The organism is Amnibacterium flavum, from assembly GCF_003097495.1.
Taxonomy (GTDB): domain Bacteria; phylum Actinomycetota; class Actinomycetes; order Actinomycetales; family Microbacteriaceae; genus Naasia; species Naasia flava.
The window spans coordinates 143776-167740 of sequence record NZ_QEOP01000001.1; the positions used below are offsets into that span (position 1 = coordinate 143776).

Genomic DNA, 23965 nt, shown 5'->3' on the forward strand with positions numbered 1-23965 from the left:
CGTTCGTGTAACCGACGACGTGGCCGGGGTTAGCCGGCCACGTCGTCAGAAGTGGAACCCGCGGGGCTCCGACTGGACTCGCGATGCGTCTGCACCGCGGAGCACTCAGTTGATGGAGCCGCCAGCGGCCAGGATCTTCTGCTCAGCGGAGCCGGAAACCTTGTCGACAGCAACATTGAGCTTAACCGCAATGTCGCCGTTACCGAGGACCTTGACCTTCTCGTTCTTGCGGACCGCGCCGCGGGCGACGAGACCATCGATCGTCACGTCACCGCCCTGCGGGTACAGCTCGGCGAGAGTGGCCAGGTTCACGACCTGGTATTCGACCCGGAACGGGTTCTTGAACCCGCGGAGCTTCGGGGTGCGCATGTGCAGCGGCATCTGCCCACCCTCGAAGCCGGGACGCACCTGGTAGCGCGCCTTCGAGCCCTTGGTACCACGGCCCGCGGTCTTACCCTTGGAGCCTTCACCACGGCCGACACGCGTGCGGTCCTTCTTGGAACCGGCGGCGGGACGGAGGTGGTGGACCTTGAGCACGCGCTCACGGGGAGCGACGTCGTCCGACTTCGCAGCCGAGTTGCGGGCGGCAGCCGACGTCGACGGGGTCGACGCGGCGGCGGCCGACTCGGACGCTGCCGGCTTCTTCGCGGCGGGCTTGCTCGCGGCGGGCTTCTCAGCAGCCGTGTCGCCGGACGCCGCGGCAGCCTTCGCTGCCGCGTTCTTGGCTCGCGTCGCCGCGGCCTTCTGAGCCGGGGTCAGCTCTTCCTTGTTGGCTTCGTCAGCCATTAGTCGATCTCCTCAACCTTGACGAGGTGAGCGACCGTGCGGACGTAGCCACGGTTCTGCTGGTTGTCCTCGCGGACGACGACGTCGCCGATCCGCTTGAGGCCCAGCGACCGGAGCGTGTCGCGCTGGTTCTGCTTCTCACTCACCTTGGACTTGATCTGGGTCACCTTGAGACGCGCGGCCATCAGGCACCAACCTTCGCCTCAGCGGCAGCGTGCTCGGCAGCCGCCTTTTCGGCGCGCTGCATGCGGGCCGTGATGACATCTTCCAGGGGAAGGCCGCGACGGGCTGCGACGGCGCGCGGCTCTTCGAGGCTCTTCAGCGCTGCGACGGTGGCGTGCACGATGTTGATCGTGTTGCTGGAGCCGAGCGACTTCGAGAGGACGTCGTGGATACCGGCGCACTCGAGAACGGCGCGGACGGGACCACCGGCGATGACACCGGTACCGGCAGCTGCGGGACGCAGGAGCACGACGCCGGCGGCGGCCTCACCCTGCACGGGGTGCGGGATGGTGCTGGCGATGCGGGGGACGCGGAAGAAGTTCTTCTTCGCCTCCTCGACACCCTTCGAGATGGCGGTCGGGACCTCGCGGGCCTTGCCGTAGCCGACGCCGACCATGCCGTTGCCGTCCCCGACGATCACCAGGGCGGTGAAGCTGAAGCGACGACCACCCTTGACGACCTTGGACACGCGGTTGATCGTGACGACGCGCTCGAGGAACTGGCTGTCACGGCCACCGTCGCGTCCGCCACGGCCGCCATCGCGGCCGGCGGGACGCTCGCGGCTGCCGCGGCGCTGTTCGCGGGGCTCGCTGCGGCTGTCGCCGCCCCCGCGGTTGTTGCTGTCGCTCGAAGCGGCGGTCTCGACCGGCGCCTCGACTGTCTCAGCGGCTGTCGTTTCAGCTGCTGCTGTTGTGGCTGCTGCATCACTCACAGGTCCAGCCCACCTTCCCGAGCTCCTTCGGCGATCGCCGCGATGCGGCCCGCGTACTTGTTTCCACCGCGGTCGAAGACGACCGCGTCGATTCCGGCGTTCTTGGCGCGCTCGGCGACGAGCTCACCGACCTTGCGTGCCTTGGCGGTCTTGTCGCCGTCGAAGGTGCGCATGTCGGCTTCGAGGGTCGATGCCGACGCGAGGGTGTGACCCTGTGCGTCGTCGACGACCTGGACGAAGACGTGGCGTGCAGAACGTGTGACGACGAGGCGCGGCCGCAGGGCCGTTCCTTCGATCTTCTTGCGCAGGCGGCTGTGGCGACGGCCGCGCGCGGCCGACTTGCTCTTGCCGCGGATGACGGTGGCCATGATTACCTACCTGACTTTCCGGTCTTGCGACGGACGTTCTCTCCGGCGTACCGGACGCCCTTGCCCTTGTAGGGCTCCGGCTTGCGGATCTTGCGGATGTTCGCTGCAACCTCGCCGACGGCCTGCTTGTCGATGCCGGAGACCGTGAGCTTGTTGTTGCCCTCGACCTGGAACGAGATGCCTGCCGGCGGCTCGACCGTGACGGGGTGCGAGAAGCCGAGGGCGAACTCGATCGAGCTGCCCTTGGCGGTGACGCGGTAACCGGTACCGACGACCTCGAGGCTCTTGGAGTAGCCCTGGGTGACGCCGATCACGTTGTTCGCGATGAGGGTGCGAGTGAGGCCGTGGAGCGAGCGCGACTCGCGCTCGTCGTCGGGACGGGTCACGACGACCTGACTCCCGTCGATGGCGACCTCGATGGGGGCGGCGACGGTGAGCGCGAGCTCGCCCTTCGGGCCCTTGACGGTCACGAGGCGACCGTCGACGTTGATGTCGACACCCGAGGGGATGTCGATGGGTGCTCTACCGATACGAGACATGGACGGTCACCACACGTAGGCGAGGACTTCTCCGCCTACACCCTTCTTGGAGGCCTGGCGGTCTGTGAGCAGACCCGACGAGGTGGACAGGATGGCGACGCCGAGGCCGCCGAACACCGTGGGGATCTCGGTGGACTTCGCGTAGACGCGGAGGCCGGGCTTCGAGACGCGCTTGATGCCGACGATGCTGCGCTCGCGGTTGGGGCCGTACTTGAGGTCGAGGGTCAGCGTCTTTCCGACGCGGGCGTCCTCCACCTTCCAGTCGGCGATGTAACCCTCCGACTTGAGGATGTCGGCGATGTGGCCTTTGAGCTTCGAGTGCGGCAGCGAGACCGTCTCGTGGAAGGCCGAGTTCGCGTTGCGGAGCCTCGTGAGGAGGTCGGCAACCGGATCGGTCATTGTCATGGATGTACTTCTCTCATTCACCAGGTTTCGCCATCCGGTACACCGGATGAGGACCTGTGGTGCTTGTCCGACGGGTTCGCCGGACAAAGGGATGCTCTCCCAGGCGCAAGAAACGCCCGGGAGAGCTTACTTCACTTATGTACTTGCTACGCGTTCTCGGCGTTGCGGAACGGGAAGCCGAGGGCCTTGAGCAGTGCTCGGCCCTCGTCGTCCGTCTTCGCAGTGGTGACGATGGTGATGTCGAAACCACGGACGCGGTCGATGCGGTCCTGGTCGATCTCGTGGAACACGCTCTGCTCCTGGAGACCGAAGGTGTAGTTGCCGTTCCCGTCGAACTGCTTGTCCGAGAGGCCGCGGAAGTCGCGGATGCGGGGCAGGGCGAGCGAGATGAGGCGGTCGAGGAACTCCCATGCGCGGTCGCCGCGAAGCGTCACGTGGGCGCCGATCGGCTGTCCCTCGCGGAGCTTGAACTGTGCGATCGACTTGCGAGCCTTGGTGACCTGCGGCTTCTGGCCGGTGATCTTGGTGAGGTCTGCAACAGCACCGTCGATGATCTTGCCGTCGCGGGCGGCTTCGCCGACACCGGTGTTGACGACGACCTTGACGAGGCCGGGAACCTGGTGCACGTTGCCGAAACCGAATTCCTCCTTGAGTGCGGGGAGGATCTCAGCGCGGTACTTCTGCTTCAGGCGCGGCTGGATTTTGCCAGCGGGCGCGGCAGTCGTTGTGTCGGTCATTACAGGTCCTTACCTGACTTCTTGGCGTAACGGACGCGCACGTCCTTGGTGACGCCGTCCTTGGTCACCTGCTCCACGCGGTGTCCCACGCGGGTCGGCTTCTTGCTGTCGGGGTCGACGAGCGCGATGTTCGAGATGTGGATCGGGGCCTCGACGGTCTCGATGCCACCGGTCTTGGTGCCGCGCTGGGTCTGGCCGACGCGGGTGTGCTTGGTGACGAAGTTGATGCCTTCGACGATCACACGGTTCTGCTCGACGAGCACCTCGATGACGCGACCCTGCTTGCCGCGGTCACCGCCGCGGGTCTGGCTTGCGCCCGAGATCACCTGGACGAGGTCGCCCTTCTTGATCTTTGCCATTTCTCAAATCACCTCCGGTGCGAGAGACACGATCTTCATGAACTTCTTGTCGCGCAGCTCGCGGCCGACGGGGCCGAAGATGCGCGTTCCACGGGGGTCGCCGTCGTTCTTGAGGATGACGGCGGCGTTCTCGTCGAACTTGATGTAGGAGCCGTCGTTACGACGGGTCTCCTTGACGACGCGGACGATGACAGCCTTGACGACGTCGCCCTTCTTGACGTTGCCGCCGGGGATCGCGTCCTTGACCGTCGCGACGATCACGTCACCGAGTCCGGCGTAGCGACGGCCGGAGCCACCGAGAACGCGGATGGTGAGCAGCTCCTTGGCGCCGGTGTTGTCGGCGACCTTGAGCCTTGACTCTTGCTGAATCACTTCTTATCTCCTGTGTCGAAGAAGGCCGAGGCCTACTTGGCCTTCTCGAGGACCTCGACGAGGCGCCAGCGCTTGGTGGCCGACAGCGGACGGGTCTCGCTGATGAGGACGAGGTCGCCCACACCGGCGGTGCCGAGTTCGTCGTGCGCCTTCACCTTGGTGGTGCGGCGGATGACCTTGCCGTACAGCGGGTGCTTCACGCGGTCTTCGACCTCGACGACGATGGTCTTCTCCATCTTGTCGGACACGACGTAGCCGCGGCGGCTCTTGCGGTAGCCGCGCTCGCCTTCGACCTTGACGTCGTGGGCCGCGGACTCGTGGCCCGTGGGTGCCTGAACCTTGGCCATTACTTGGTCTCCTCAGCGGTTTCGGCCGCGTCGTCGGCAGCGGGCTTCTCGGCCACGGCTGCGTCGGACTTCTTCGCGCGGCTCTTCTTCTCCGCCTTCGCGGGGGCCTCGACGGGCGCCGGGGTGGCGCGGATGCCGAGCTCGCGCTCACGGATGACGGTGTAGATGCGGGCGATGTCGCGCTTGACGGCGCGGACACGTCCGTGGCTCTCGAGCTGACCGGTGGCCGACTGGAAGCGCAGGTTGAACAGCTCTTCCTTGGCCTTCTTCAGCTCGTCGACGAGGCGCTCGTCCTCGAGGGTGTCGAGCTCGGTGGAGGCGAGCTCCTTGGATCCGATAGCCATCAGGCGTCTCCCTCCTCGCGCTTGATGATGCGTGCCTTGAGCGGCAGCTTGTGAATGGCCCGGGTGAGAGCCTCGCGGGCGAGGGTCTCATCGACGCCGGCGACCTCGAAGAGGACGCGGCCCGGCTTGACGTTGGCGACCCACCACTCGGGCGAACCCTTACCGGAACCCATGCGGGTTTCGGCGGGCTTCTTGGTGAGCGGACGGTCGGGGTAGATGTTGATCCAGACCTTTCCACCACGCTTGATGTGACGCGTCATGGCGATACGAGCGGACTCGATCTGACGGTTGGTCACGTACGCGGGGGTGAGTGCCTGGATTCCGAACTCTCCGAAGCTCACCTTGGTGCCACCGGTGGCCTGGCCACTGCGACCCGGGTGGTGCTGCTTGCGGAATTTGACCTTGCGGGGGATCAGCATGATTAAGCGCTCGCTCCTTCTGCGACGGGAGCCGGCGCGTTGTCACGCGGTCCACGTCCGCGGGGGCCGCCGTCGCGGCGCTCGGGGCGCTGCGACTTCTGGTTGGCCTGCTCGCGGGCGAGCTCCTTGTTGGTGATGTCGCCCTTGTAGATCCAGACCTTCACGCCGATGCGACCGAACGTCGTCTTGGCCTCGTAGAAGCCGTAGTCGATGTTGGCGCGGAGCGTGTGCAGGGGCACGCGGCCCTCGCGGTAGAACTCGGAGCGGCTCATCTCCGCACCGCCGAGGCGGCCGGAGACCTGAACGCGGACGCCCTTGGCGCCGGCGCGCTGAGCGCCCTGCAGGCCCTTGCGCATGGCGCGACGGAACGCGACACGTGCGGACAGCTGCTCGGCGATGCCCTGGGCGACGAGCTGAGCTTCCTGCTCGGGGTTCTTGACCTCGAGGATGTTCAGCTGGATCTGCTTGCCGGTCAGCTTCTCGAGGTCGGCGCGGATGCGCTCGGCCTCGGCGCCGCGGCGGCCGATCACAATGCCCGGACGGGCGGTGTGGATGTCGACGCGCACACGGTCACGGGTGCGCTCGATCTCGATCTTGGCGACACCGGCACGGTCGAGCTGCTTCAGGAGCAGCTGACGGATCTTGACGTCCTCGGCGACGAAGTCGCTGTAGCGCTGTCCGGCCTTGGTGCTGTCGGAGAACCAGCGCGAGACGTGGTCGGTGGTGATGCCGAGACGGAAACCGTACGGGTTTACTTTCTGTCCCATTACTTGCTCGCCTTCGCGGTCTTGCGCGCCGGGCGGCCAGCGACGATGACGTCGGGGGTCGCGAGCACCACGGTGATGTGGCTGGTGCGCTTGTTGATGCGGAACGCGCGGCCCTGGGCACGCGGCTGGAACCGCTTGAGCGTGGTCCCCTCGTCGACGAACGCCTTGGCGATGACCAGGTCGCTCTCGTCGAGGTAGCTGTTCTCCTGGTCCGCCTTGACACGTGCGTTGGCGATGGCGGCTGCCACCAGCTTGTACACGGGCTCACTGGCACCCTGCGGCGCGAACTTCAGGATCGCGAGCGCTTCGGTGGCCTGGCGGCCGCGGATGAGGTCAACGACGCGACGGGCCTTCTGAGGGGTCACGCGGATGTGTCGCACGCGTGCGATCGACTCAACCATCTCTCTCCTCCTTCTGTCGTCACCGCGTTAGCGGCGACGGCCCTTCTTGTCGTCCTTCTCGTGGCCGCGGAAGGTGCGGGTGGGCGCGAACTCGCCCAGTTTGTGGCCGACCATCGTCTCGGTGACGAACACCGGGATGTGCTTGCGGCCGTCGTGCACGGCGATGGTGTGGCCGAGCATGGCGGGGATGATCATCGAACGGCGCGACCAGGTCTTGATCACGTTCTTGGAGGCCGTCTCGTTGGCGACCTGCACCTTGCGGAGCAGGTGGTCGTCGACGAAGGGGCCCTTCTTCAGACTGCGAGGCATCTACCTATTCCTACTTACGCTTCTTGCCGACGTTGCGACGACGAACGATGAGCTTGTCGCTGTCCTTCTTGCGACTACGGGTGCGGCCCTCGGCCTGACCCCACGGGCTGACCGGGTGACGTCCACCGGAGGTCTTGCCCTCACCACCACCGTGCGGGTGGTCGATGGGGTTCATGGCGACACCGCGGACGGTCGGGCGGACGCCCTTCCAGCGCATGCGGCCGGCCTTGCCCCAGTTGATGTTCGACTGCTCGGCGTTGCCGACCTCGCCGATGGTGGCGCGGCAGCGCACGTCGACGTTGCGGATCTCGCCGCTCGGCAGGCGGAGCTGCGCGTAGGGGCCGTCCTTGGCGACGAGGCGGACGCTCGCACCGGCGGAGCGTGCCATCTTGGCGCCTCCGCCGGGGCGGAGCTCGATCGCGTGGATGACGGTACCGACGGGGATGTTGCGCAGCGGCAGGTTGTTGCCGGGCTTGATGTCGGCGGCGGGGCCGGACTCGACGATGTCACCCTGCGACAGCTTGTTCGGCGCGATGATGTAGCGCTTCGTGCCGTCGACGTAGTGCAGCAGCGCGATGCGGGCCGTGCGGTTGGGGTCGTACTCGATGTGAGCGACCTTGGCGTTGACGCCGTCCTTGTCGTTGCGACGGAAGTCGATCACGCGGTACTGGCGCTTGTGGCCACCACCGATGTGACGGGTCGTGATGCGACCCTGGTTGTTGCGTCCACCGGACTTGCTCAGGGGGCGCAGCAGCGACTTCTCGGGCGTGGTGCGCGTGATCTCGACGAAGTCGGCGACCGACGAGCCACGGCGACCGGGCGTTGTGGGCTTGTACTTGCGAATAGCCATGTGTGTTTCTCCTGCGCCTAGCCGACAGCCGTGAAGATGTCGATCGAGCCGGACTTCAGCGTGACGATGGCGCGCTTGGTGTCCTTGCGCTTGCCGAGGCCGAACTTGGTCCGACGCGTCTTGCCGTTGCGGTTGAGGGTGTTCACCGATGCGACCTCGACGCCGAAGATCTTCTCGATGGCGAGCTTGATCTCGGTCTTGTTCGCGCGCGGGTCGACGACGAAGGTGTACTTGCCCTCGTCGATCAGGCCGTAGCTCTTCTCGGAGACGACGGGCGAGACGATGATGTCGCGCGGGTCCTTGTTGTAGCCGCTCATGCGGTCACCTCGTTCTTCGTCTTGGAGGCCACGAAGGCGTCGAAGGCCTGCTTGGTGAAGACGATGTCGTCGGAGACGAGCACGTCGTAGGCGTTCAGCTGGTCCCAGGTGATGACGTGCAGGTTCCGCAGGTTCCGGACGCTCTTCCAGCTGACCTCGTCGGCGCGGTCGAGAACGATGAGCACGTTCTTGCCGGCGATCGAGGCGAGCAGCTCAGCGGCGGCCTTGGTTGAGGGGAACTCGCCCTGCGAGAGGGTCGAGACCACCTGGAGGCGGTCACCGCGGGCGCGGTCGGAGAGTGCTCCGAGGAGTGCGGCGGCGATCATCTTCTTGGGGGTGCGCTGCGAGTAGTCGCGGGGCACGGGTCCGTGCACGACGCCACCACCACGGTGCTGGGGCATGCGGACCGAACCCTGACGGGCGCGGCCGGTGCCCTTCTGCTTGAACGGCTTGACACCGGAACCGGACACTTCGCCGCGGTTCTTGGTCTTGTGGGTGCCCTGGCGGGCTGCGGCGAGCTGCGCGACGACGACCTGGTGCAGCAGCGGCACGTTGGTCTGGACGTCGAAGAGCTCGGCGGGAAGCTCGACGCTTCCGGTGCCGCCCTTGATCTCGAGCGAAGCCATGGTCAGGCTCCCTTCACGGCGTTGCGGACGAAGACGTTGCGGCCGCGGGCGCCGGGGACGGCGCCGCTGACGAGCAGCAGGCCCTTCTCGACGTCGACGGCGACGACCGTCAGGTTCAGGATCGTGGTGCGGTCCCCACCCATGCGGCCGGCCATGCGCATTCCCTTGAAGACGCGGCTGGGCGTCGAGGAGGCGCCGATGGAGCCGGGCTTGCGGTGGTTGCGGTGAGCACCGTGCGAGGCGGAGACGCCCTTGAAGTTGTGACGCTTCATGACACCGGCGAAGCCCTTGCCCTTGCTGGTGCCGACGACGTCGATCCTGGTTCCGACGGGCAGAGCCTCGACGGTGATCTCCTGGCCGAGCTCGTAGTTCGCCGCGTCAGCGGTGCGGACCTCGGTGAGGTGGCGGCGCGGCGTGACGCCGGCCTTGTCGAAGTGACCGGTCGCAGGCTTGTTGACCTTGCGGGGGTCGATGGCGCCCGACGCGATCTGGATGGCTGCGTAGCCATCCTTCTCGGGGGTGCGGATCTGGGTCACGACGTTGGGCGTGATGTGGATGGCGGTGACCGGAACGAGCTTGCCGGTTGCATCCCATACCTGGGTCATGCCGAGCTTGGTGCCCAGCAGGCCCGTGAATGTCCGTGTAGCGGTAGACACTGGCGGTTCCTTAGAGCTTGATCTCGATGTTGACGTCGGCCGGGAGGTCGAGTCGCATGAGGGAGTCGACGGCCTTGGGCGTCGGGTCGATGATGTCGATGAGGCGCTTGTGTGTGCGCATCTCGAAGTGCTCCCGACTGTCCTTGTACTTGTGCGGCGAGCGGATCACGACCACCACGTTCTTCTCGGTGGGCAGCGGCACGGGGCCGACGACGCTCGCACCCGCGCGGGTGACCGTGTCGACGATCTTGCGTGCGGAGCTGTCGATGACCTCGTGGTCATACGACTTGAGTCGGATGCGGATTTTTTGTCCCGCCATCTGTCACTCACTTCCTTCGTTCGTGTTGCCCTGCAAGCAGGACGTGTCGTGTCGCAGACCGTTGCGGGCCTGCGTTTCTCGCAGCACTGTTCTTCTGTCAATGGGCCGACCCGCTCCACCTGGGCACGCGTTCGCACACGTGTTCCCGGCGCACTCCTGAAGGAGGATCCGAGAGGATGGAGCCTGACGACAGCCCGCGCACCCGGTGCGGGGCTTCCTGTTCTTCTGCCTGCGGCCTAGCCCGTATCCCCCGCGAACGGAGTAGCTATGCACTGCCTGGCAGTGATCCTGCGCCGCGCGTGGAACACAACGGCCGGAATGTGGAACTAGAAGAGTTTGCCACACCCCCACCCACCGTGCAACCCGGGCGTGTCGCGGCTCGTCAGCTCGCAGAGCGCGGCTTGACGGCGCAACAGTCCGACGCTGCACACGCGAAGGGTCGACTCTCAGCTCGTGCCATCCGTTGCCCGTTTGACAGAGCCCGTGCGGACTGTCGGCCGAACGGGGCGGCGAGCCCCATTCGAGGTGGTTCGATCGTACTCAGCGCTTCGCCAGAACCAAGGCAGCATTCGTCGGTACGGAGATGTCGGCCGTCGCAGCCCTGCCGTCACCGGCCTGATAGGTGCCGAACCCCCAGCAGGCGACACGTCCGTCGTTGAGTTGCGCACAGCCACCGTAGGGCTTGGTTTGAAGGGCCACGACGTTTCCATCGGCCAGTAGCCCTCCCACCATGGTCGGACTGGCGTAAGCTCCACCCGACTTGCCAGTGGCCAGCTCGACTACGTTCTGCGTGCCCCAGCAGAAGACACGTCCCTCATCCAGCAGGCACAGCCCCGAGAGGGTGGACGTCAAGGTCTCGAAGTGATCGTGGCCGGGAATACGCATCGGCGTCGGGCGAGATGTCGAAATCGGCTTGCCTGCAGCGTCGATCCCTCCCCCCGCTTCGCCCCAGCAGTACCGAGTGCCGCTCGCTCCGACGGCGCACAGTGTGGTCGCTCCATCCCCGTCCTCCAGCCTGACGAGCTTGTCGCCCTCAGGAACGAGGCTGAGATCAGCGGGCACGGGGGCGGAATAAGCCTTGCCGACTGTTCCGTCGCCGAGAAGGCCTCGCCGAGCCACATCGTCTCCCCAGCAATAGATGGACGATTCTCGAGTCAGGGCGCATATGCCTCCGGCACCGACCTCGACCTGCGTCACCTCGCGCGTCGCGAGATCGCCAGCGATGAGCCGCGGCGTCATCACGAACGTCTCGCCCGGGGTATACGGCCCGGCGAGCAGGTTCACGTTGTATCCCCAGCACCACACACGACCGGCAGCGTCAACGGCGCATTTCTTGTCCCCGTTGACGGACACATCAGCGACTCGCCCCAGATTCGCGGGCTTGCGCAACACCCCGTCCTTGGTGGTCTTGGTGGATGACCCGTCGCTGTACCCCACGCAGAACAGCTCCTGCTGCGTCGAGAGTATGCAGGTATCCGAAGGAGAGGTGGCCACTCGCGCAGGAACGACGCCCGCGGGAACGGCCAGCGTCTGCGGCGTGGGCTGCGATTGCTTCGCGGAGAAGCCTTCCGTGAACGTGCCGTCGCCCATACGTCCCCACGACGTAGATCCCCAGCACTTGACCGTATCGCTGGAATCGATGAGGCAGCTGCCGTGATCGCCCGCGCCAAGGTAGCTGGGTTGGAAGGATTCGACCGCTGACGGAAGCCTCGTGGGAGCACCGTTCTGAATGGCGTTGATGACGACATCGAAAGTCGCCTGGGCTCCCTGGAACTCGTTGCCGGAGTCGACGGAGAGCCAGACGCGGATCTCCACACGGGTCGTCCCACCGGCGGCGAGACCGCTCCCGGCGGTCTGGTAGGCGCCCGATGTCGCGGCGATCGGCAGCGAGCCGAGGGTCTGCACCTGCCCGAGAGCGATGCCCTGCTCGCTGAAGAGCTGGAATCGGAAGTTCGCAAGCTTCTCGGCGGCGAGAGGCGCCTGTGCCTTCGGGTTCACGACCGAGAGGGTCCAGTCGAGGGGGAGACTGCCCGTGTTGCGGACATTGATCCACTCGGATCGTGCGCCACCCCCCGCCTGGCCGTCAGTCATGGGGTAGACCCCCGAGACGGCGACGGTGGTCTGGGCTGATGCACCTATCTCCCCGATGCTGAGCGTCGCGCCTGTGATCGAAGCGCGCGCGGAAGAGCTCGCGGTGAACCAGGCCCCGGAAGCGACTGTCCCAAAGCCGACCACGCCGAGAATCAGTGCCACGGCGCCAAGCGCCGCAACTCCTGCGCGGGCTCCGCGCCTCGTCGTTCTTTCCATGTCAGTTCCCCCCGAGGTGACCTACGCCCCGCACTCGAAACCACTGAAATCGAATTAATGTGGTCCCGCGCGATATTCATGCAAAGAAATTTTCCCATCCGTAGTCCGGCGGGCAAAATCTGCGCCTATCCGGATATTCGCCGGGCGAATGCTGCTCTCCGACGCCGCGAAGGCGACTTGGACTTATTCGCGACAGCGGAGCACCCGCGAACGGAGTCTCCATTCATGCGCTGTCAGCTCGTCGGCCAGCGCTCCCGCGATGAGGATGGGCGCGGCGCGAGCGTGGTTGCGCCTCCGAGACACTCAGCTCGCCGAGGCCTGCCCTCAGCTGCGTGCGGCGGTGATCGACGGGCTCACCCACGCGCTCCCGTAGTTGGGGATCTTGTAGGAGACGCGATACGAGTACTTGACCGAAGGGTCGAGGGAGCAGCCGGAGCTCGTCACGACCGCCTGCCCGGCACAGCCGGGTCCGAATGCGAGGAGGGGGGTGGGCGTCAGACTCGCCCTGTCAGTTACGGCGTACCCGTACATCTGTCCTTTGCCCCAACAGGCGATCGTCCCGGCATTGCTGACGGCGCAGCTGTCGGTGCCATCGACCATGAGACCGCGCAACGGCGCCGAGCCGATCAGGCCAGCCGAGTCGTCAACGGTTCCGATGGAAAGCTCCCGCCATCCCTGCCCCTGCCATCCGGTCCAGATCCCTCCGCTCGACCGGGGATACCGGGTAGTGGTGGCCGTGCCGACCAGCGCAGCCGTCCCCCAGCAGACGATCTGCGCGGATCGCGCCGCACAGGCGGTCGCGCTGCCGCCGCCCGAGACGGCGACGCGGGTGAAGTCGCCCCCGACCGGGATCTTCTGGGCCTGCGAATCCGACGGGAACTTGGATCCCGTGTCCGTCATCGAACTGAACCAGCAGGTCACCTCGCGGGCTGCGCCGACGATGGCGCAGAACGCCCCCTGGCCAGCAGCGATGCTCTGGACGCCCGTGATGGCTGCACCGTTGGCGTACATCATGGCGAACGGGGCGGGACGCGATTTGAGGGTTTGGTAGTAGGCGGCCTGCGCGCCCCAGCAGTAGACCCCGGCCGGCGTCACGGCGCAGGTGAGGTCGTTCGATGCCGCGATGGCGGTCGGCTGGTTCTGATAGAAGACTCGCGGAGCAGCCGGGTCCGTCGCCGATCGCGAGAGAACGATCGGCGTCGTGCTCTGCGTGGTCGAACCGGGTCCGAGCTGACCGTAGTAGCCGTACCCCCAGCACCAGATCATCGACGCGTTGTCCAGAACGCACACGTGCGCTTTTCCGACCGCGATGTCGGCGACGCCCTGTCGCGCGAATGCACCCGTGGGGTCGACCACCTTGGCCGCGGTGAGCGGGCGGCTCGTCTTGGTTCCGTCGCCCAGCTGCCCGTAGCTGTTGTCCCCGCCGCAGTAGACGGCTGTCGCGGTCATACCGCAGTAGAAATTGGACCCGGCGGAAAGTTTTGTCACGCCTGCCGGAAATCCGGACACCTCTGTCGGGCCGCCGGGGGCGGCTGCTCCGAACCGGTAGAAACGTCCCCCGACCCTCACGACCCGTGTCGCGTCGACGCCGTTGCTCTCACTGATGAGATCGGCATTTCCGACGAGGCGGGACCAGACGTTCGCGGTGCTGCCCGTTGCACTGTCGACGAAGGTGCGATTCGGCCCCTGATAGATGGTCGTGGCGTCCCGGAAGTCCCCCGACGCCGAGCGTTCGACGGTGTATTGCGGTACCGCGTCGGCGGGCCATCCCGTCAGGTCGGGAGACGACCAGGAGAGCTCGGTGGACTGTCCGCCGGAGGCGCCTTTCGCGGCGATCGCGACGGCGGGCAGCGAGGCAGCAGCAGCGGTATTGGCTGAGGTCGAACCGCTGGCCGTGAAGTAGGCGCCCGTCGAAGGTATGGTCAGCGCGCCGAGCATCGCCAGCCCCGCCGCCGCGATGGCGACGGCGCGATATGGCCACCGGATGGCGCGAAAACGCTTTCGAATCCGCATTGTTCGTATCCCCCCGACCCATTCGACCCTGACCTTCGCCAGGCCAAAAGAAGTCGACTAAATGCGCATATCCAAGCTACGGCCGTCCACCAATTCCCGCATCTTGCTATATGCCCCGATATTCGCGTGACGAACATCGCTTGATCTGTTCGCGGATGTCACAGCTGCGGGTGGCCGGAGCCGGGGCGGTGAGCACGAGACCATCCAGAGAGGTCATTCGATGGTCGCCGCCCGGCCATCGGCGACAGCGGGGCCCTCGCCCAGACGGGAGGCGCATGCCCGGGTCATCCCGTGCATGCGCCTCGGACCGCCGTGCGGTGAAACTCAGCTTCGGGTTGCGCGGACGAACGGACTCGTCCAACCCGAAACCCCTGCGACCGTGTAGCTGACGCGGTAGTAGTACGCACCGTCCGTGCGCAGCGAGCACCTGTTCGCGTCGATCTTGTTGGCAGTGCCGCAGGTCGTTGCGGTGTTGACGGTGCTGACCGTCTTGTCGCCGGCGACCCTCACCGCGGTGCCCGACTTGTTGTAGTCGGCAACTCCCCACTGATTCGATCCCCAGCAGCTAACCGATCCGGCCGAGGTGAGCACGCAGGTGTCCCTGTTCTGGGCGACGAGCTGCGTCACCGACTGCGTGGCCAGGATTCCGCTCGTCAGCTTGGTCGGCGTGTTCTTGGTCTGGGCGCTCCCGAAGCCGAGCTCGCCCGACACGTCGGTCCCCCAGCAGTAGACGTTTCCCTCTTGGAGGGCGCACAGGCCCGATGCGGTGACGGCGATCTGCGAGATGTTGGTCAACGAGCCGGTGTCCACCTTCGTGGGCTTGCCGCCGAAGTCCTTCCAGCTGCCGAGCTTGCCCCAGCAGTACACGTTGCTCGCACCGGTCAGCGCACAGACGACGTTCTGTCCCCCCACGATGGATGAGATGCCCTGACCGGTCATCATGCTCGTGTCGACGAGGACGGGCGTTGTCGTTCCCTTCAGGTCGTACTCGGCCGGCAGTGTCGTCCGGACGCGCGGGTTCGTGACGGTTCCCGCACCGCCGTTGCCCAGCGAGCCGTTCAGGTTGGTGCCCCAGCAGGAGATGGTGTTGTCGGTTGCGGAGGCACAGGTCACCGAGACGGCCGAGGTGATGTGGCGAACGGTGCGCGTCGCGAGGGAACCGGTGCTCATATTGATCGGCACACCCTGATCGGAGAAGGAACCGATCGCTCCGTAGTGGGGGTGCCCCCAGCAGCCGACCTTTCCGCGGTTCGTCACGAAGCAGGTCCCGCCGTAAAGGTAGTTCTGCGTCAGTTCCGCCGCCGAGTCGTTCGAAAGCGGCGACGTGCGAGTCACCGACACCGGCCAAGGCTCGGTCGAAAGATTGCCGTTGCCCGAATACCCGCCGCGGCAGTGGATGCCGCCGTCGAGCACGATGCTGCACGCGTCGCCCCAATCGTCGACGGACGGCGTGCCCACGGCGTAGGTGTTGGCCAGAGTTCCCGTGAGGCGAACGGGCGCGGTCGGGCCCATCGACTGGTACCACACGCCAGGACCCCGTTCCACTCCGTTCGCCTTTCCCCAGCAGGAGACGCTGCTGTCGGCGAGACGCGCACAGGCCGTCGAGCCGCCCAGGGCGATCGACCGCGCCTCTGAGCCCATCAACACATTGCCGGGCTGTCCGTCGGGAAGCACGGGGGCTCCGTCGACGTCGTCCGATGCAGTGGTGCCGATTCCGGAGTAGACGACCGAGGATCCTGCGAAATCGGGGTTATCCGCCCGTTCGACGGTATAGGTCGGGGCGCCGGATATCCCCGAAGAGGCGAGGGCGGAGGACACGTCGGTCCACGACAGCGCGGTCGACGCACCCGCAGGCTGGCCGCTCTTGACCGCCGTGAGCGACTGCGCGATCGACGGGAATCCGCCGGCGCCGTTCTGGATGCCGTTGATGACGACGTTGAACGCGGCTCGGGCACCCTGGAACTCGTTCTGCGACTCGGCCGAGAGCCAGACGCGCAGCTCGACCTTCGTCTGTCCTCCGGCGGCGAGGGCGCTCCCCCGAGTCTGGAAGCCTGCCGGCATCACGGTGGCAGGCATGGCCCCGAGCGTGAGCGGAGCGGTGAGGGCGGTGCCGGCCTCGTCGTAGAGACGGAAGCGGAAGTTCGCGAGCTGAGCGGCGGTCAGCGGTGCTGTCGCCTGGGGGTTGACGATCGACATCGTCCAGTCCAGCGGAATGGTGCCGGTATTGCGCACCGTCACCCACTCCGACCGTGCTGACACGGCCGCTTGATCGTCGGTCATCGGGTACACATCGGCCACCGCGACCGTCTTCTGATCGCTGGTCTTGCCGATCTCGCCGATGGTCAGCAGCGCGCCGGTCACGCTCGCGGACGCCGACTTGGTGGCGGTGAACCACGCGCCCGAGGCGACGGTGCCGACACCGGCGATACCGGCGATGAGCGCCAGCGCTCCGATGATCGAGATCGCCCGGCGCGTGCGCCCGGCTGCGGTCTTCTGCATGGTGTGTCCCCTGTGGTTGGCCGGCCCTGCGGCTCGCGGCCCCTGGCCGGATGTCGCAGTCGATGATCGGCTCGTAATTTCAAAGAGCCGGAATCATCCGCCGATATTGATTGAAACCACGCTATCGACGGAATAAGTGCGAGGACAACTAATGCAAGTGCGAGCTATTCGCCGTACGAATATCGCTGACTCGATGAGCAATTTCGTCGCAAAAGAATCGAGGGGCGCGGCGGTTATCCCGTCGCACCCCTCGATTGAGCCGCCTCGTCCGCGGCGGCGTCACGCTGCTTACCGGCGGACGGCGGTGACCGTCTCGCTGGACCAGTCGGCGACGTCGGGCGTGGTGTAGCCCACCCGGTAGCTGTAGGCGACCTTGGGAGAGAGACCGCACGTGCTGTCGCTCAGCTTGGGCGCACCCGCCGCGCAGACCAGCGAGGTGCTCTGTCCGTCGAGGTTCGTGCCGGCGAGCTTGACCTGGACGGGGACGTTCGTCGTGCCCGCGCCGTTCACCTTGCCCTGACCATCGGTGCCGGTGTCGTCGTTGCCCATCTGGAACTGGTGCGACAGGCCCCAGCAGGCGACCGCGCCCGCAGCGTTGATCGCACAGGTGTGCGTCCAACCGGCGGCGACATCGGTGTAGGACGAGCCGTCCAGCGCCTTGTTCGTGTCGGTGATGGCGGCGGGCTTGTAGTTCGCGTCGTTGGTGTTTCCGCGGCCCAGCTGTCCTGCCCAGTCGTTGCCCCAGCAGTAGACGGCCGACGCCTTGCCTGCGCAGGCGACGCTCGTGCCGAGCTCGAGGAAGTCGAATCCGGTCGCCGAGGTGGTGATCCGCGCCGGCGTGCTGGAGCTGTTCGTGCCGCCGTCGCCGAGCAGGCTGCGGTCGTTCAGACCCCAGCAGACCACGTTGGCAGCCGTCGTGGCGTTGGTGATCACGCAGGCGGTACCCGATGCGGTCGAGATCTGCGATGCGCCCACGAGCAGTCCGGCGGTGTCCTTCACGAGCACCGGGGTCGCCGAATCGGTCGACATCGCGGCGCCGAGCTGGCCCGAACCGGCCTCGCCCCAGCACGCTGCGGACTTACCCGCAGCGGCGCTCGTCGGAGCGAGCACGCAGGCGAAGGAGCCGCCCGCCGAGATCTTCGCCGGAGTCGCGCCGAGCACGGCCGCGGGAGTCGAGCTGCCCGTACCGTTCACGACGACGGGCACGTTCGACGTGCTTCCCGCGGTGGAGGAGCCGAGCTGCTTGTGCGCGTTGTCACCCCAGCAGCCGACGGTCCCGTCCGAGGCGAGAGCGCAGGTGAAGTACTCCCCCGCGTCGACCTGGACGATGCGCTTGCCGGTGAAGACGCCGTTCGTGTCGGTCACGGCGACCGCGCCGTTCAGCGCGTCGTTCGTCGAGCCGTTTCCGAGCTGTCCCCGGCCGTTGAAGCCGGCGCAGTAGACCTGCCCTGTCTCGATGACGGCGCAGAAGTGATCGCGGCCGGCGGACATCTGGGTGACGGCACCCGGGAAGCCGGTGATCTCCTGCGCCTTGCCCGTCTGCAGCCAGTAGTTGCCCGCGGAGCGGAGGTCGGCCTTGTAGATGGAGCCCCAGGCGTAGACCTTGCCGCCGATGAGCGCGAAGGTGGCGTCCTGACGCGATGTCGCGGTGATCTGCGACGCGTCGCGGTTCCCGGTCGGAGTGCCGGTGCCGACCGTGTCGTCCTTCGTGAGCAGCGGGCCGGTGTAGACGGTCGTCGCGTCGGAGAAGTCGCCGGTCGCGGAGCGCTGCACGGTGTAGGTCGGTGCGCTGGCGAATCCTCGGGCGGAGAGCTGCGCTCCGGCGTCGGACCACTCGATCCTGGTCGAGGCTCCCGAGGGGGTGCCGGTGCTGACGGGCGTGACCGTCAGAGCGCTGAGTCCGACGGGGAGGTTGACGGGCTGGGGCGCCTCCCCCTGCATGGCGTTGATGACGATGTCGAAGGTCGACTTCGCGCCCTGGAACGCGTCGCCAGATTCGGGCGTGAGCCAGGCGCGGATGCCGATGCGCTGCGAGGCGCCTGCGGCGAGACCCGTTCCCCAGAAGAGGTGGTCGCCCGCGACGGCGGTGGGGCCGAACGAGTCGAGGGTGCGGATGCCGGAGACCGGCTGGCCGGCCTCGTTGTAGAGCTGGACCTTGAAACCGGACAGCTGCGCCGCGGTGAGCGGGGCGACGGCCTTGGGGCCCGCAACCGAGATCGTCCAGTTGAGCGAGATCGTTCCGGTGTTGCGAACCGTGACCCACTGCGACGGGGCCATCGTGGGCGCCTGAGCATCGGTCATGGGGAAGACGTCGGCGACGGTGATGGAGGTCTCATCGGACGCGCCGATGTTCCCGATCGAGAGCGTCGCGCCGGTGATGGTCGCGGTGGTGCTCGTCTTCGCCGTGAACCAGGCACCGGATGCGACGGTGCCGAATCCTGCCAGGCCGACGATCAGCGCTGCCGCGCCGAGTACGGCGGCCCCGCGCTTCGTCGTGCGTGCGGACCAGGTCATGAGTTTCTCTCCCCCGAATAACTGCGACGACCCTGTCGGACGCGACCCCCCGGTCGTCATCCACGGTGCGTGTTCCGAATTCCCGGATGCGGGATATTCGTTCGCGGTCGCATGTGGTGCTCGGCAGAATCTATCGATATGCAGGGCGATATCCCAGCGGGCGTGTGCCGCGCTATTCGCTCTGCGAACAAGGCCTTTTTCCGGCGTGGTGAACGCCCGAAAACGCCGTCGTGCGCGGCCGTTCACCCCCTGCGACGAAGGGCGCGGCGAAGCTTCCGGCGGGATCCACCGCCGGGTCTCGACGTGACGCCCGGGCAGCCGTCAGCCCGACGCCGAAGGGTCACTCAGGCGCGAGTGGCGACGCCTGCGGGCGCGATGACGGAGTTGCCGGTGACCGTGTAGGTGACGCGGTAGTAGTAGGTGCGGGACGGCTCGAGTGAACAGGTCGCACCGGAGGCGACGGAACCGCCCGCGCAGCCGAGCGCATCCAGTCCGGAAACCGCGGTGGGCGCCAGGACGTAGGCGGGAGACGGAGCACCGGTGGCACGTCGGGACCCGTTGTCACCCCAGCAGCGCACCTCGCCCGAGGTCGAGAGCGCGCAGGTCGTGTCGTAGCCCGCGGACAGAGCGGCGACCGTACCGGAGGCGAAGCCGACGTCGACCGTACGAGGAGTGGGGCTCGTGTTCTGGTTGTCACCGGTTCCGAGCTGCCCCGATGCTCCCCAGCCGAAGCAGACGAGGCCTGCATCGCCCGCTGCGCAGGTGTGCGCCTGACCAGCCGTGACCCGGTCGAATCGGCCGGGTACCAGCTGAGTGGGAAGCCCCCGCGACTGGGACCCCGTACTGGTCGATCCGATCTGCCCGTTGGCGTTGAAGCCGGCGCAGAAGAGCTGATGCGAGGTGGTCACGGCGCAGATCGAACCCCAGCCGACGGAGGTGTCGAGAACGCCGGAGGAGGTGTTCGGGAAGCGCGACGGAGTGAGCTGACTGCGCATCGGGACATAGTTCGCGCGGCCGTCGCCCGATGTCTGACCGAATGATGCGTCGCCCCAGCAGTAGAGACCGTCGGTCTTGATTGCGCACATGTTGAGCTCGCCGGCGACGAGACCGGTGATGCTTCCGCCGTCCAGCACCGCGGGTCGGCCGCCCGTCGCATCCGCGACAGCTGCGGGCGTCGCGCTGTAGCTACCGCTGATGCTTCGCCCGAGCGCTCCGTAGGTGTTGTCGCCCCAGCAGGCGATGACGCCGTCGCTGGTCAGCACGCAGGTGGTGCGGCCTCCGGCTGCGATGTCGATGATCTGCTTGCCCGAGAGCGTCGCGGTCGGGGCGATTTCGAGGGCGCTGGAGACGTTCGCGCCGCCGGCCCCGGTTCCGAGCTGCCCGTAGCTGTTCTCGCCGATGCAGAAGATCCTGCTCGTGGAGGTGCGGGCGCACAGATGCGCCGACCCGGCGGATGCCTGGACGATGTCGGAGGGGAAGCCCGGGATCGCCACGGGTGCCGAGGCGGACCCGCCGATCAGCTTGCCCCAGCCGTAGAGCGTCCCGCCGATGACGACGTAGCTCGACCCGCTGTAGGTCGCGTTGCTGGTGGTGATGTCGGTCGCCGAGCCGACGGCTCTGCCGGTCGTATCGACGACGGAGCGGTCCTGCCCCGTGTAGACGGTCGTGGGCGAGGCGAAGTCGGGGGTCTCGGATCTCTCGACCGTGTAGGTCACGTCGGATGGGGTGATGGCGCCGGCCGAGGAGACGGCAGCCGACCAGTCGACTTTGGTCGCCGAACCTGCAGGCGAACCGGCCTTCGTCGCGGTCGCGGTGACGGGCAGCAGGCTGGAGGCCTGGGGTGCACCCGACTGCATGGCGTTGATGACGATGTCGATCTTCGCCGAGGCGCCCTGGAACTCGTCGCCCGACTCCGGCGCCAGCCAGGCGCTCAGCTGCAGTCGGTACTCGCCTCCGGCGGGGATCTCGGGCCCGGTGTAGAGGGCGCTGGTGGAGCTCGCCGCGGCGGGGAGCTGCGAGAAGATGCCGATCGGGCTCAGCGCAGAGCCGTCGGCCGCGAGCAGACGGTACTTGAAGCCGGCGAGCTGGGCCGACGTGAGCGGGGCGACGGCCTGCGGGTTGGCAAGCGAGATGGTCCAGGTCAGTGGGATCGTTCCCGTGTTCCGCACCGTGACCCACTGCGCGGGAGCGAGGGTGCTCGACTGGGAGTCCGTCATCGGGAAGACGTTCGCGACGCTGATCGTGGTGGCGTCGCGTGTGACCCCGACCTCGCCGATCGAGAGCGTCGCGCCGGTGACGGTCGCGGCGCTCGACGCGCTCGCGGTGAACCAGGCGCCCGACGATGCGACCCCCACGCCGGCCACTCCGAGGCCCAGCACCAGAGCGGCCGCGAGCGTGACGCCGCCCCGGCGGCGGACGAGTGCGGTCATCCGCGCGCGCAGGCGCGCGGATCGAGTGGTGCTGGACATCGGAGCTCCTCGGAGCGGTGTTGTGTCGCCGACGCGACGGGTGATCAGGAGGCGCGGCGGCGGCCGTGCCGGGGACGGCGCAGCGGAGCGGCGTCGGAGGTGCCGGCGTACTCGAGTACCGGGGCGAGACCCGCGGCCGCGTGCTGAACCGCGGCGCTGGCCGGAGCGGCGAACGCCGTGGCCGGCGCGACGGGCATCGGGGTCACCGATGCGGACGACGGCGACGGAGCCGCCACGGCGAGAGCCGCCGCGAGGGCCGAGGAGTCGAGGTCGAGGCTGATCCTGACTCGCGGCTGCCCGTCGAGCCCGTCGACGACGGTGATCGAGTAGCCGGAGGAGTGACTGATCCCCGCTTCTGCTCCGACACCTGCCGGAACGCCCACCAGGTTGGCCACATTGTCGACCTCGTCGATGTCATCGAGGTCGACGTCGAGCACGAACTCGGTGGCGGCGTACGAGGCGCCGGGCTGGCCGGCGACGAGAGCCGCGCTGAGCGGCGAGAACGGGGACGCCTCGACGGGAACGGAGGTGACCGCGGAATCCGCGAGGGCGACCGGCCCGGTCTGCGGACGCGTGATGTCGCGCTCCTCGGCGGCGGGCGCCGTGGGCACGGTCTCCACGCTGCTCGTCGGCTCGGCAGCGGAGTAGGTCGAGCGGAAGGCGACGGGCTCCGAGTCGACGGCGTCGGCGCGACGGCTCTGCTTGACGAACCCGAACAGGCCGCGAGTGCGCTCGGTCGCGGTGTCGGCGTGGGCCGAACGTGCACCGCGAGGGCGCGACGACTTCGGCTGCGGGGCCGCGGCGCGACGACCGCCGGAACGACGACGAGTGCGCTCGGCCACGGGTGCTGCGACGGCTGCGACGACCGTCGACGCTGCGGAAGCGATGGCGGCAGGAGCAGCTTCCACGACGGGAGCGGGAGCCGGCGCGGCCGGCACCGCATCAGGAGCGGCGGCACCGCCCCGACGTGAGCGGAGAGGCAGAAGGGCGAAGCCCAGGATGATGGCGAGCAGGCAGATGCGCAGAGGCCACTGCTGGAGCTGGATGACGAGCATGGCCCACGGCTGGCCCAGGTGGAGCTCCACGACGCCGCGAAGCTGGTCGAGAGTGACCGAACCGGGGTCGGCGGCGGCGTTGCCGTCGCCCTTGAGGCTGACGGATCCGTCGTCGTTCACGGTGAGGATGCGGTGCGTGTAGTAGTCGCCGTTTCCATCGATAGCGGTCACCACGTTGCCGACGACGAGGTCGGCCTCCGTCGGTTCGCGGACGAGGATGATGTCGCCGACCTGGTAGGTGGGGGTCATGGACTCCCCATCCACCTCGACGATGAGCCGGCCGCCGACACTGACGGCGAGCGCCGGGATCGCGAGCGCCAGCGTGAGAACGCCGACGATGATCCATCGCACGATCGAGATGGTGCGCATTGTGTGCTCCTCCCCCGGGTCTCCGAGGCTTGTGCAACCTCTTCCGAGGTGTTGGGGGTGGGACTGGAAAAAAAGGGGGGAGGACGACCAGGGTACGAAAGCCGGTCGCCCTCCCGGGAGCCCCTGATCGAGGGTGAATGTGGGGATCCTCGATCAGGGGCCTGTTCCGCGGGGGATCGCGGAACGTCGAGGGGCCTACTGCTTGTTGATCTGCATGGCGGACGCGTTGGCGTCGAAGCTCACGCTCGCGCCCTGGTAGGTGTCATCGGTGGTCGCACCGGCGAAGTAGACGCGCAGCTTGATCTCCGAGGTGACCCCCGCGGCGAGGTTGGTGATGGTGAACTGCGACGGGGCGGTCGTCACGATGCTGGAGAGCAGCGTGGGGGTTCCCCAGGCGGTGCCGTTCCAGATCGAGACCTTCACGTTGCTCGTCGAGAGGTTCGCGCCCGACTGGCCGGTGACCTTGAGGTTCGACAGGACCGTGGATGCGGTGAGGGGCAGGGTGCCGGTGTTGCGGATCTTGATGACCGCCTCCGGGATCGACGTGTCGGCGGCGTTGACGGCCTGCGCGTCGGTCATCGGGTAGGCGTTGCTGGCCTGGACGAGGCCCGTGGCGCTGTCGCCGAGGTTGCCCAGCGACAGGGTGCCCGCGGTGACCGTGTTGCCGGTCGCGGTCTTGGTCGCGGTGAACCAGGCGCCCGTGGTCTGCACGGCGGCGCCGGCGACACCGGCGGTCAGGATCGCGGCGGCCAGGCCGATCGCGATCGCACGGTTGCGCTTGCGAGGAGCCGGGGTCGAGATGAATTCAGACATGTGTTCGTTCCTTCTGATTGATGTGATGCAGTGATGGTTGGTTGATCAGACACAGAGGCGTCCGTTGGCACC

The 23965-nt window shown here is 67.2% G+C and carries 27 protein-coding genes; all 27 read right to left on the reverse strand.

Features of this window, described 5'->3' with window-relative positions; all coding sequences use genetic code 11:
* Positions 1-105: 105 nt before the first annotated feature.
* Positions 106-786 carry a 50S ribosomal protein L15 gene (gene rplO, locus DDQ50_RS17430; RefSeq protein WP_116754822.1) on the reverse strand — a complete coding sequence of 227 codons (681 nt, stop codon included), beginning with the start codon at positions 784-786 and terminating at the stop codon, positions 106-108.
* A complete protein-coding gene (rpmD, locus tag DDQ50_RS00710) occupies positions 786-971 on the reverse strand; it encodes a 50S ribosomal protein L30 (protein WP_116754823.1) in 186 nt (61 codons plus the stop codon). Before rpmD ends, rplO begins: the two co-directional genes overlap by 1 nt.
* A complete protein-coding gene (gene rpsE / locus DDQ50_RS00715; RefSeq protein WP_116754824.1) occupies positions 971-1720 on the reverse strand; it encodes a 30S ribosomal protein S5 in 750 nt (249 codons plus the stop codon). The genes rpmD and rpsE overlap by 1 nt, the downstream gene beginning before the upstream one ends.
* Positions 1717-2088, reverse strand: a complete 372-nt coding sequence (rplR, locus tag DDQ50_RS00720) for a 50S ribosomal protein L18 (protein WP_116754825.1) — start codon at positions 2086-2088, stop codon at positions 1717-1719. The genes rpsE and rplR overlap by 4 nt, the downstream gene beginning before the upstream one ends.
* Positions 2089-2090: 2 nt before the next feature.
* Positions 2091-2627: a 50S ribosomal protein L6 gene (gene rplF / locus DDQ50_RS00725; protein WP_116754826.1), complete on the reverse strand. Its 537-nt coding sequence runs from the start codon at positions 2625-2627 to the stop codon at positions 2091-2093.
* A 6-nt stretch (positions 2628-2633) separates the two neighbouring features.
* Positions 2634-3032, reverse strand: coding sequence for a 30S ribosomal protein S8 (gene rpsH, locus DDQ50_RS00730; protein WP_116754827.1), 399 nt, complete (start codon positions 3030-3032; stop codon positions 2634-2636).
* A gap of 146 nt (positions 3033-3178) precedes the next feature.
* Positions 3179-3769, reverse strand: a complete 591-nt coding sequence (gene rplE, locus DDQ50_RS00735; RefSeq protein ID WP_116754828.1) for a 50S ribosomal protein L5 — start codon at positions 3767-3769, stop codon at positions 3179-3181.
* Positions 3769-4128, reverse strand: coding sequence for a 50S ribosomal protein L24 (gene rplX / locus DDQ50_RS00740; protein WP_116754829.1), 360 nt, complete (start codon positions 4126-4128; stop codon positions 3769-3771). The genes rplE and rplX overlap by 1 nt, the downstream gene beginning before the upstream one ends.
* Before the next feature lie 3 nt (positions 4129-4131).
* Positions 4132-4500, reverse strand: coding sequence for a 50S ribosomal protein L14 (gene rplN / locus DDQ50_RS00745; protein WP_116754830.1), 369 nt, complete (start codon positions 4498-4500; stop codon positions 4132-4134).
* A 32-nt stretch (positions 4501-4532) separates the two neighbouring features.
* On the reverse strand, positions 4533-4847 hold the full coding sequence (gene rpsQ, locus DDQ50_RS00750; RefSeq protein WP_116754831.1) for a 30S ribosomal protein S17: 315 nt from the start codon (positions 4845-4847) through the stop codon (positions 4533-4535).
* Complete coding sequence (gene rpmC / locus DDQ50_RS17580; protein WP_116754832.1) at positions 4847-5191, reverse strand: 50S ribosomal protein L29; 345 nt, start codon at positions 5189-5191, stop codon at positions 4847-4849. The genes rpsQ and rpmC overlap by 1 nt, the downstream gene beginning before the upstream one ends.
* Entirely contained in the window at positions 5191-5610 is a 420-nt protein-coding gene (gene rplP / locus DDQ50_RS00760; RefSeq protein ID WP_116754833.1) for a 50S ribosomal protein L16, read from the reverse strand. Before rplP ends, rpmC begins: the two co-directional genes overlap by 1 nt.
* Positions 5611-5612: 2 nt before the next feature.
* A complete protein-coding gene (gene rpsC, locus DDQ50_RS00765) occupies positions 5613-6377 on the reverse strand; it encodes a 30S ribosomal protein S3 (RefSeq protein ID WP_116754834.1) in 765 nt (254 codons plus the stop codon).
* Positions 6377-6778 carry a 50S ribosomal protein L22 gene (rplV, locus tag DDQ50_RS00770; RefSeq protein WP_116754835.1) on the reverse strand — a complete coding sequence of 134 codons (402 nt, stop codon included), beginning with the start codon at positions 6776-6778 and terminating at the stop codon, positions 6377-6379. The genes rpsC and rplV overlap by 1 nt, the downstream gene beginning before the upstream one ends.
* Positions 6779-6805: 27 nt before the next feature.
* Complete coding sequence (rpsS, locus tag DDQ50_RS00775; protein WP_116754836.1) at positions 6806-7087, reverse strand: 30S ribosomal protein S19; 282 nt, start codon at positions 7085-7087, stop codon at positions 6806-6808.
* Positions 7088-7097: 10 nt separating this feature from the next.
* Positions 7098-7937, reverse strand: coding sequence for a 50S ribosomal protein L2 (gene rplB / locus DDQ50_RS00780; RefSeq protein WP_116754837.1), 840 nt, complete (start codon positions 7935-7937; stop codon positions 7098-7100).
* 17 nt (positions 7938-7954) lie between these two features.
* Positions 7955-8254, reverse strand: a complete 300-nt coding sequence (rplW, locus tag DDQ50_RS00785; RefSeq protein ID WP_116754838.1) for a 50S ribosomal protein L23 — start codon at positions 8252-8254, stop codon at positions 7955-7957.
* A complete protein-coding gene (rplD, locus tag DDQ50_RS00790) occupies positions 8251-8880 on the reverse strand; it encodes a 50S ribosomal protein L4 (RefSeq protein WP_116754839.1) in 630 nt (209 codons plus the stop codon). Before rplD ends, rplW begins: the two co-directional genes overlap by 4 nt.
* 2 nt (positions 8881-8882) lie before the next feature.
* Positions 8883-9536: a 50S ribosomal protein L3 gene (rplC, locus tag DDQ50_RS00795; protein ID WP_116754840.1), complete on the reverse strand. Its 654-nt coding sequence runs from the start codon at positions 9534-9536 to the stop codon at positions 8883-8885.
* 10 nt (positions 9537-9546) lie between these two features.
* Positions 9547-9855, reverse strand: coding sequence for a 30S ribosomal protein S10 (rpsJ, locus tag DDQ50_RS00800; protein ID WP_116754841.1), 309 nt, complete (start codon positions 9853-9855; stop codon positions 9547-9549).
* Positions 9856-10395: 540 nt separating this feature from the next.
* Positions 10396-11946 (reverse strand): RCC1 domain-containing protein, encoded by a 1551-nt coding sequence (locus tag DDQ50_RS00805; protein WP_165829634.1) that lies wholly within the window; start codon positions 11944-11946, stop codon positions 10396-10398.
* Positions 11947-12486: 540 nt separating this feature from the next.
* Positions 12487-14175 (reverse strand): RCC1 domain-containing protein, encoded by a 1689-nt coding sequence (locus DDQ50_RS00810; RefSeq protein WP_116754843.1) that lies wholly within the window; start codon positions 14173-14175, stop codon positions 12487-12489.
* 324 nt (positions 14176-14499) lie between these two features.
* Complete coding sequence (locus DDQ50_RS00815; RefSeq protein WP_116754844.1) at positions 14500-16674, reverse strand: RCC1 domain-containing protein; 2175 nt, start codon at positions 16672-16674, stop codon at positions 14500-14502.
* 288 nt (positions 16675-16962) lie between these two features.
* Positions 16963-19188 (reverse strand): RCC1 domain-containing protein, encoded by a 2226-nt coding sequence (locus tag DDQ50_RS00820; RefSeq protein WP_165829635.1) that lies wholly within the window; start codon positions 19186-19188, stop codon positions 16963-16965.
* A 344-nt stretch (positions 19189-19532) separates the two neighbouring features.
* The gene (locus DDQ50_RS00825) at positions 19533-21656 is read right to left on the reverse strand and encodes an RCC1 domain-containing protein (RefSeq protein WP_116754846.1); all 2124 of its coding nucleotides are present in this window, start codon (positions 21654-21656) and stop codon (positions 19533-19535) included.
* 44 nt (positions 21657-21700) lie between these two features.
* Positions 21701-23080: a signal peptidase I gene (locus DDQ50_RS00830; protein ID WP_116754847.1), complete on the reverse strand. Its 1380-nt coding sequence runs from the start codon at positions 23078-23080 to the stop codon at positions 21701-21703.
* 195 nt (positions 23081-23275) lie between these two features.
* Entirely contained in the window at positions 23276-23893 is a 618-nt protein-coding gene (locus tag DDQ50_RS00835) for a hypothetical protein (protein WP_116754848.1), read from the reverse strand.
* Positions 23894-23965 lie beyond the last annotated feature (72 nt).